The 8,718-nt window shown below is 66.1% G+C and carries 9 protein-coding genes and 1 pseudogene; 5 read left to right on the top strand and 5 right to left on the bottom strand.

What is annotated here, in order from left to right; translation table 11 throughout:
- Positions 1 to 1,255: DNA gyrase subunit A (locus ACTHJR_RS17250; protein WP_440524534.1), on the top strand; the 1,255-nt coding region annotated here is incomplete at its 5' end.
- 230 nt (positions 1,256 to 1,485) lie between these two features.
- Positions 1,486 to 3,198, top strand: a complete 1,713-nt coding sequence (locus ACTHJR_RS17245) for a putative bifunctional diguanylate cyclase/phosphodiesterase (RefSeq protein ID WP_440524532.1) — start codon at positions 1,486 to 1,488, stop codon at positions 3,196 to 3,198.
- On the opposite strand, the gene ACTHJR_RS17240 is transcribed toward ACTHJR_RS17245, so the two are convergent.
- From ACTHJR_RS17240 to ACTHJR_RS17225, 4 genes are all read right to left on the bottom strand, one after another.
- Complete coding sequence (locus tag ACTHJR_RS17240; RefSeq protein WP_440524530.1) at positions 3,174 to 4,391, bottom strand: CCA tRNA nucleotidyltransferase; 1,218 nt, start codon at positions 4,389 to 4,391, stop codon at positions 3,174 to 3,176. The genes ACTHJR_RS17245 and ACTHJR_RS17240 overlap by 25 nt on opposite strands.
- Complete coding sequence (locus ACTHJR_RS17235) at positions 4,379 to 4,972, bottom strand: CoA pyrophosphatase (RefSeq protein WP_440524529.1); 594 nt, start codon at positions 4,970 to 4,972, stop codon at positions 4,379 to 4,381. The genes ACTHJR_RS17240 and ACTHJR_RS17235 overlap by 13 nt, the downstream gene beginning before the upstream one ends.
- Complete coding sequence (locus ACTHJR_RS17230; RefSeq protein WP_440524528.1) at positions 4,969 to 5,535, bottom strand: DUF1285 domain-containing protein; 567 nt, start codon at positions 5,533 to 5,535, stop codon at positions 4,969 to 4,971. Before ACTHJR_RS17230 ends, ACTHJR_RS17235 begins: the two co-directional genes overlap by 4 nt.
- A 66-nt stretch (positions 5,536 to 5,601) precedes the next feature.
- Positions 5,602 to 6,114, bottom strand: coding sequence for a GNAT family N-acetyltransferase (locus ACTHJR_RS17225; protein WP_440524526.1), 513 nt, complete (start codon positions 6,112 to 6,114; stop codon positions 5,602 to 5,604).
- A gap of 187 nt (positions 6,115 to 6,301) precedes the next feature.
- Between ACTHJR_RS17225 and ACTHJR_RS17220 the strand changes: the two genes are divergently transcribed.
- Positions 6,302 to 6,673: a dihydroneopterin aldolase gene (locus ACTHJR_RS17220; protein ID WP_440524524.1), complete on the top strand. Its 372-nt coding sequence runs from the start codon at positions 6,302 to 6,304 to the stop codon at positions 6,671 to 6,673.
- On the opposite strand, the gene ACTHJR_RS17215 is transcribed toward ACTHJR_RS17220, so the two are convergent.
- The gene (locus ACTHJR_RS17215) at positions 6,648 to 7,364 is read right to left on the bottom strand and encodes a hypothetical protein (protein ID WP_440524522.1); all 717 of its coding nucleotides are present in this window, start codon (positions 7,362 to 7,364) and stop codon (positions 6,648 to 6,650) included. The genes ACTHJR_RS17220 and ACTHJR_RS17215 overlap by 26 nt on opposite strands.
- Positions 7,365 to 7,780: 416 nt before the next feature.
- Between ACTHJR_RS17215 and ACTHJR_RS17210 the strand changes: the two genes are divergently transcribed.
- Complete coding sequence (locus ACTHJR_RS17210; protein WP_440524520.1) at positions 7,781 to 8,404, top strand: energy transducer TonB; 624 nt, start codon at positions 7,781 to 7,783, stop codon at positions 8,402 to 8,404.
- A 93-nt stretch (positions 8,405 to 8,497) separates the two neighbouring features.
- Positions 8,498 to 8,718: pseudogene (locus ACTHJR_RS17205) on the top strand (MotA/TolQ/ExbB proton channel family protein); the annotation flags it as partial.

Here is an 8,718-nt window from a genome sequence, read left to right as displayed (position 1 = left end):
AAGCCGCTTCTCGCTCAACCTCAACGTGCTCGACGCCACGCGCACCCCGCGCGTCATGAGCCTGCGCGAGGCGCTCGCCGCCTGGGTCGAGCACCAGTTCATCGTCCTGCGCCGCCGCTCGCAGCACCGGCTCGACAAGATCGCCGACCGGCTCGAACTGCTCGACGGTTATATCATCGCCTATCTCAACCTCGACCGCGTGATCGAGATCATCCGCACCGAGGATGAGCCCAAGCCGGTGATGATGGCCGAATTCGAGCTGACCGACCGCCAGGCCGAGGCGATCCTCAACATGCGCCTGCGCAGTTTGCGCAAGCTCGAGGAAATGGAGCTGCGCAAGGAGCGCGACGGGCTCGAGAAGGAAAAGGCCGAACTCGAATTGCTGCTGTCGTCCGACGCACGGCAGCGCACGCGGCTGAAGCGCGATCTCGGCAAGGTGCGCGATCGTTACGGCCCGGAAACCGAGCTTGGCCGCCGGCGGACGCTGATCGAGGAAGCGGCGCCGGCACGCGAGATCCCGCTCGAAGCGATGATCGAACGCGAACCGATCACCGTGATCCTATCGCAGCGCGGCTGGATCCGCGCGATGAAGGGGCATGTCGAGCTTGCCTCGGCCGATGCGATGAAGTTCAAGGAAGGCGACGGCGCCTTCCTTGCCTTTCACGCCCAGACCACCGACAAATTGCTGCTCGCCGCGGAGAACGGACGCTTCTACACGCTCGCCGCCGACAAGCTTCCCGGCGGACGCGGGTTTGGCGAGCCGGTGCGATTGATGATCGACCTCGATGGAGCGGTCGGGATCGTCGCCTTGTTCCCCGCCGCGCGTTCCGAAAAGCTGCTCGTCGCGGCGACCGACGGACGCGGCTTCGTCCTCAAGGCGGCCGATGCCGTCGCCGAGACGCGCAAGGGCAAAGGGGTGGTCAATCCGCGACCCGGAGCCAAGCTCAAACTGGTTTATCCGATCGGCGGCGACGACGATTACGTCGCCGCGATCGGCGACAATCGCAAGATGCTGGTGTTCCCGCTGTCCGAAGTTGCCGAGCTTGCCAAGGGGCAGGGCGTACAGCTCCAGCGCTACCGCGACGGCGGATTGTCCGACGCGATCACGTTCAAGTTCGCCGACGGCCTGAGCTGGGCGATGGGAGGCGAGAGCGGGCGGACGCGTACCGAAACCGACTTGCAACCATGGCGGACCGCGCGGGGTGCGGCGGGCCGGATGCCGCCGACCGGATTCCCCCGCGACAACAGATTCTGAACACGCTAGCACCGCCGGAGAGGAAGCGGTTCGCCGCCGTTGTCAAACAGTGGCAAGGTGAGGCGCTTATTCTTTTTGGTTCTGATCGCTTGGAAGAAAGAAGGCTGTCCTTCGAAGCCTTCGCGCAGGCGAGAGAGGGCTGACCGCAGCACGTTGCCGGCCGCCCGCCAAATCGCTGAAATCCGGCAAGCTTCAGAGCGCTTTAACCAATCGCTTCTAAGCGGGTGGCGATGGCGCTCGGATTGTCTCGCGCGAAAGCGGCAAAAGCCGCGCCCGCCGAATTGGCGGCCGTTGGCCTGCGCGCTGACGAGATCGAGCGAATCGCCACGTCGATCGAGCTGATCCCGGTTCCCTTGGGGCTGGTCGGCCGTCCCAAGGACGAAGTCGTGGTGGAGGCGGCGAACCGCGCCTTCCGCGTCGCTGGTCTGGGCAACACCGGCAACCACTCGCCGTTGCTCGCCGCGCTCGGCGATCGCATTTCCGCATTCCTGGCGGGCGAGGCGGCGCAAGAGGATTTCGCCTGGGAATTCGGCGACGCGGTCGATTGCCGACACTTTCGCGTCACTCTCGCTCGACGCTCGCCGCGATCGTCGCATTGTTTCATCACGCTCGTCGACCATACCGGCGAATTGCGTACCGCGCGCAACCTGCGTCGCGAGATGATCACCGACAGTTTGACCGGCCTGCCCAACCGGGCCGGCTTCAGCGAGTTGCTCGAGGAACGGATCGCCGAGAGCGGAGAAGGCGCGCATTTCGCGGTACTGATCATCGATCTCGACCGATTCAGCCGCGTCAATGCCTGCATGGGGTCGATGGCTGGCGACGAATTGCTGATCACGCTGGCACGTCGGTTGAAGGGGGCGTTGCGCGCCTCCGACACGCTCGCACGCACCGGAGGCGACGAGTTCGGCATCCTGCTGATGCTGGAGGACAGCGAAGCCGAGGCGGTACAGGTGGTCCAGCGCATTCAGGACACGCTGGCGACGCCGTTCCGCATGTCCGATTTCGAGATCCGCGTGTCCTGTTCGATCGGCATCGCCTTCGATTCCGATACGGTGGAGGATTCCGAGGATCTGATCCGTCACGCCCAGTTCGCGGTCAAGCGATCCAAGAATTCGGGCCAGGCGGAATATTACCAGACCCAAGCGTTCGACATCGCTCGCGAGCAATTCGGCATCGAAACCGACTTGCGCCGCGCCATCGAGAACGGCGCGATGCGGCTGACCTATCATCCGATCTGCGACCTCGCGACCGGTCAGGTCGTGGCGTTCGAATCGCTCGCACGCTGGACCGACGAGCGCGGATGCGAACATTCTCCGGCCGATTTCATCCCGGTCGCGGAGGAATCGGGGTTGATCGTCCCGCTCGGCCGCTGGGCGATCGACGAGGCGGCGCGCACGCTCAGGTCGTGGGACATGCGCGCCGGCGGCGACTGCGGCGTCAAGCTCGCGGTCAATCTGTCGGCGATCCAGCTGCAGCGCGACGATATCGCGCCGGTGGTCGAAGACGCGTTGCTGCGCAACCAACTCGCCGGCAGCCGCTTCACCCTCGAACTGACCGAGAGCGCGTTGGTGTCCGACCCCGAGCGTGTCGCGGGAACCATGCACCAGCTCAAAAGCCTGGGCGCGACGCTGGCGATGGACGATTTCGGCACCGGTTACTCCAACCTGGCCTATCTCCAGAAGCTGCCGATCGACGTGCTGAAGATGGACCGCAGTTTCGTCACCGGCATGTTGGCCGACCGCGACAAGATCGCGATCGTCCGCGCGATTCTCAGCCTCGCCCAGGCGCTGGGCAAGGAAACCACGGCGGAAGGGATCGAGACCAATGAGCTGGCCCAGACGCTAGCCGCGCTCGGTTGCACGTACGGCCAGGGTTTCGTCTACGCCAAGCCGCTCGAAGCCGACGAGGCGTACGACTATCTGCTCGCGTCGAGGACCTGAGCGACTTCCTCGTCGGTAATCGCCGTGACGCGGGCGGCGTCGGGAAATCCTTCGGCGACCCAGCGGTCTTCGATCCGGCGCAAGGCCTTCGCGACGTCGGGGCCCTTCGATAGCCCGCGCGCGATCAGGTCCCCGCCCTTGACCGGAAACCGCGGAACTTCATTCATATCTTTCAATCTTGCCGCAGCTACCGCGCTGCCGTGGAGCAGCAGTTGGTCTATCGCGCTCTCGATACCGATTCGATACGCCAGCTTCTCCCGCCAGGCGTCGGCCTCGTCATGGACCTCCGGCAGGGGAGAAACCGCGGTGACCAGACGCTTGCGCTGGGCATTCGAAAGTTTCAGTCGGCTCGCGACGAGCTCGACGGCGACCGGATCCTGTGGAAGCAGGGCTGCCAGCCGGCGTATCGGATCGGGGTCGATGTTGAGAATCTCGTACGACGCGAGCCGACGCAGACGGCTGACTCCCGCGGTATCGACTTCCGGCAAGACGGGGGTGAAAATTCCGCGGTCGAGCATGAGCTGGACGACATCGACCGCCTTGGGCGCGACGAGCAGGCGCAACAGCTCGTTGGCGATGCGCTCGCGTGACAGCGCCATCAGGTCGTTGGCGCGGTCGGTACAAGCGTTCAGCCCCTCTGCGTCCGCCTCGTCGCCGAATCGTGCGAGGAAACGAAAGAAGCGCAGGATGCGCAAATGGTCCTCGGCGATGCGACGATAGGGATCGCCGATGAAGCGTACCCGCCTCGCCTCCAGATCGGCGATGCCGTCGAAATAATCGTACAGCTCGCCGGTCGCGGGATCGGCGTAGAGCGCGTTGATCGTGAAGTCGCGCCGAGCGGCGTCCTCACGCCAGTCGTCGGTGAACGCCACCGTCGCGCGGCGCCCGTCGGTGGTGACGTCGCGGCGCAAGGTCGTGACCTCATAGACCTCGTCGCTCGACACCGCGGTGATCGTGCCATGCTCGATCCCGGTCGGCACCGCCTTGATCCCGGCCGCTTCGAGCCGGGCGATCACCGTGCGTGGATCGTGCGGCGTCGCCAGGTCGACATCGGCGGTTTCGATTCCGAGCAAGGTGTCGCGCACCGCGCCGCCGACGATCCGGGCATCGCCGGGACCGAGCGCGGCGACCAGCCGCGCCAGACCGGGGCGCGCGCGCCACGGCGCGGGCGGAAGGTCGGTCACGCCGCCCATCGCAGCCGCCGCGACAGATTGACCAGCATTGCGGCGGTCGCGCCCCAGATGCGGCGCTCGCCCCAACGAATCTCGTAATAATGGCGCATGCGCCCTTGCCACTCGGCGCTCGCCTGGATGTGATTGGCCGGGTCGAGCACGAACGCCAGCGGCACTTCGAAGACGTCGGCGACCTCGGCCTCGTTGGGACGATAGTCGAGGTCGGGCGGAATCACCCCGACCACCGGGATCACCTCGAAGCCGGTGACCGTGACGTAGCGATCGGCCTCTCCGACCAGCGTTACCGCGTCGCGGGGCAGGGCGATCTCCTCCTCCGCTTCGCGCAACGCGGCGTCGGCGGCGTCGACGTCGCCGGGATCGATCCGGCCGCCCGGAAAAGCGACTTGGCCGGCGTGGCGACGCAGCGTGTCGGTCCGCTGGGTCAGGATCAGCCCGGGCTCGGGACGGTCGACCACCGCGACCAGAACGGCGGCCGGCATGCGCGGATCGTCAATCGTCATGCCGGGCCGGTCGCCGGGCAGCAGCTCGGGTTCGTGGACATGGTCGAGCGCTGCGCGCAGGCGGTCGGCGAGCGCCGTCATGCGTCGGGCTCCAGCGCGAAGAAGGCGCCATTGCTCCATACGCCGGGCGGCTGGTCGTCGCCGGCCAATGCGCGCTCGGCGATATCGTAATAGACCGCGCGGGCGACCAGCGCTTCGAGGCCGCCGCGCACGTGGAGATAGGGACGCGGACCGTCTTCGGCCTGCTCGAAGCGGAGACGATGCTCGGCATCGGCGGTGACCAGCTCGCCGGTGTTGAGGCGGAAAGCGAGCGCCGCGTCGCGGCCGTCGCCTTCCGCCTTCATCTCGACCGCGACGAAGGGCGCGTCCTCGACCGCGATGTCGAGTTTCTCGACCGGCGTGACCAGCACGTAGCCGCCGTCGGGCTCGCGCCGCAGGATGGTCGCGAACAGCCGCACCATTTCCGGCCTTCCGATCGGCGACCCCATGTGAAACCAGGTGCCGTCGCGCGCGATCCGCATGTCGCTGTCGCCGCAATGCGCCGGGTGCCACTGCTCGACCGGGGGCAGCCGCTTCTCGCCAGCGAGCCGAGCGATGTCGGCGAGCGACAGGCTGGCGAGGTCGGGAAGCGGGGCCATCGGCATGCGACGATCGCTAGGGCAGCCGGAACGAGGGCGCAACCGGAGCGAGGACGGACGCGACGACCGCCGTCACACGTCGACGACCGCACCGGGTCCAAGCATGCCGGCGATCGCCGGGACCTTGGCGCCGCGTGCCAACACGCGCCGTTGCTCGACCGGTCCGGGCAAGCGCCAGCCCCCGGTAGCCTCGTCGGAAAAACCCCAGAAGCGGCCATAATATTCGGGATCGCCGACCAGCATCATCGCCTCGTCGAGATCGAGCTCGACCGCGGCGTCGAGCGCCTGATGGACGAGTTCCTTGCCGAGCCCGCCGCGCTGGCGCGACGGCTCGACCGCGACCGGGCCGACCAGTACCAGCGCGTGACGGCTGTCTTCGTCGCCGTGCAGCGCCACCGGCCAGCACTGGATCGTGCCGGCGAGCGCGCCGTCCTCGATCGCGGCGAAGCTGAGTGCCGCGATCGGCTCGATCCCCGCACGCAGGCGATAGGCGGTCTTGCCATGCCGATCTCGCCCGAACGCGCGGTCCAGCAACGCCTCGACGGCGGCGGGATCGACGGCGCTGATCGGCACGAATTCGGTCACTTCACGAAGCCTCCTCGGAATATAGCCGGGGTGCGTCCCCGGGGGCGCGCGCTTTAACGGCATCGCGCGCGAATACAAGGAGCGCGGCCGTGCGATCTCCCCGGGGACTTGATCGCGGGCGCCGGGCAGGGCAGGGCGCCCGCGCCCGACCGACATCTCGCGCGGGCTCGGCAAGGGACGATGCGACTTGGAAGACCGGCTGCAACTGCAAGTGCACGACATCGAAGCGATGGTGCTGACCGGCATCTATTCGGAAGAGACGCATTTGCCGCAGCCGCTGCGGATCTCGATCACCGTGGATCTCGACCTGCCCGGCCGATTCGGCCCCGAATCGCCCTTGTCGATGTCGAAGAATTACCTCGACCTCAAGCATGCGGCGACCCGGTCGCTGCCCGACGGCGTCCACTTCACGCTCATCGAAGGGGTGGCCGACCATATCTGCGAGACGCTGTTCCTTCAGGACAAGCGTGTCGCCCGCGTCGAGGTGAAGATCGTCAAGCTGGCGATCGCCGAGGCGGGCGAATCAATCGGGATCACCCTGGTCCGGCATCGCCGCTAGGCCGGCCGCCGCGGCAGGGGCCGAGGCTCGTCTTGACCAGCGCATAATCCTCTTGCACCGCCGCGGCGTCGGCCGGCTCCAGTCCCGACAACGTGTCGGCTGGAATTTGGGGCGGCAGGCCGCATGCGAACCGATACCATAGGAAGGTATCGCGCTGCGGCGGGGGCAGTGCGTCCTCCACCACTTCGCTGAGCGAAACCGTCCACACCGGCGCGACGTTCTGCTTGCGTTGGATCCCGAGCGAGATCGGGTGGCCGGTGGTCTTGAGGAAAATCTGCGTTTCACCTTCGCCCGGGAGCACCCCGGCGGCATGGAAGGCGTTGGCGATGCCGAGGATGGCAGGCGGCGCCTTGGGCGAGACGATGTCGGCGGCGAGCCTGCGCACCGTCGCCTCGGTCGCCGGCGACCAGATCAGCTGCGCGCGGGGCGTGATCAGCTGAACCTGGTCGGGCGCATTGGCCACCGCCCGCGCGAACAGGATCACGCGAGTCTTCTTGAGTCTGGGCGTGCGACCGTCGGCCCCGATCGGCGCATCGTAAAGGTACCCGATCTGGGGCGGTAGCGCGCCGGGCGCGCGGATCAGGGCGTTGATGGTGACGGTCAGATAGTAACGGACATGACCGGGCGCGAGATTGACTGCTTCTGCCGGCTTGATCTTCGCGGCATCGGTGATAGTGGCGTCCGCGACCATCGGCGCCTTCGTCGCCAAATCAGCCAGATCGGCATAACGATAGACGGGGGGCGGTGGTGGAGCTGTGGTCGCTGACACCGGTATCACCGGAATCAGGGCCGTCAGAAGCAGAATGGAGAGGAATCGGGTCATGGGAACGCGTGACATGTCGAACGAGTTAGGCGATCGGCTCGTTCCTTTACAGAAATAATTCTGCCATGCAGCGATTGTACGTTTGTTGCGTCCGACAAAGCGTTTGCGTCATTGCGGACCTAACGATAGAGACTCGCGCTCTGCCCCATCTGGCGCTAGCTGAAGGGTTCGTTGCTGGACAGTTAATGTCGAGCGACATTCGCGGGTCGGACACGAGGGAGTTGAGTTTCTGAATGTCATATGCTGATCGTGATACAACCGGCAGCCGTATCGTAGCGATTATCTTGGTTTCGCTGATCGTTGCGGGATTCGGTTATGCATTCGTGACCGGCTTGGCGATGGACTTCGCCAAGAAAGCGGCCGAAAAACTGAATGCGTTCGACGTGGCGCCACCGCCGCCGCCGCCGCCGCCCGACAAGCCGCCGCCCCCGCCGCCGGACCAGCCGAATCTGCCGCCGCCGCCGACCCAGGTCGTGATCCCGCCGATCACGCCGCCGGTGGTGACGAACAACAACATCGCCACGACCAACGTGATTCCGCCTGCGCCTGCGCCGGTCATTCCGCCGGCACCGCCCGCGCAGCCGGCGCCGCCCGCGCCGCCGAGGATCGCGGTCCGGGGCGGTCCGAGGGGGAATCCGGGCAACTGGTTCACCAATGAAGACTATCCGTCCGATGCCAAGCGCGCTGGTGCGCAGGGGCGCGTCACGGTGGTTCTCAGCATCGACACCTCGGGCAAGGTCGCGGGCTGTCGAGTGACGTCGGGCAGCGGCAATTCGTCGCTCGACGATGCGACCTGCCGTCTGGCCCAGCGCCGTGGCCGTTTCACCGTCCAGAAGGACGCGGACGGCAATGCCCAGCCCTACAGCTACACGTTGCCGGGCATCAAATGGCAGCTGCAGGACGAATGATTTGATCGGGTCGGCGCGCGGGATCCGGGCGCCGACCGAGTTCGCATTTGAAGACGATATTCAAGATTGAAGGTTTAAAGAGGAAGCATCCGAATGAGCATCTCCATCCTTAACGCTGGTGCGGCCGGTGGCGCCCAGGAACAGTTCGGCTTTTTCAACGCGCTGCACAACGGCGGCGTGATCTCCTATGCCACTGCCGGCATTCTGCTGATCATGCTGTTCTTCACGCTCTACATCTTCTTCACCAAGGTGTTCGAGCAGCAGAAGATCATCAACCAGGGCCGCCGCGTCCGCGCCACGTTCTGGAACTCGAA

The organism is Sphingomonas sp., from assembly GCF_051962185.1.
Classification (GTDB): domain Bacteria; phylum Pseudomonadota; class Alphaproteobacteria; order Sphingomonadales; family Sphingomonadaceae; genus Sphingomonas.
The sequence above is the reverse complement of the archived record's forward strand: the minus strand, read 5'-3'. Positions and strand labels throughout refer to the sequence as shown.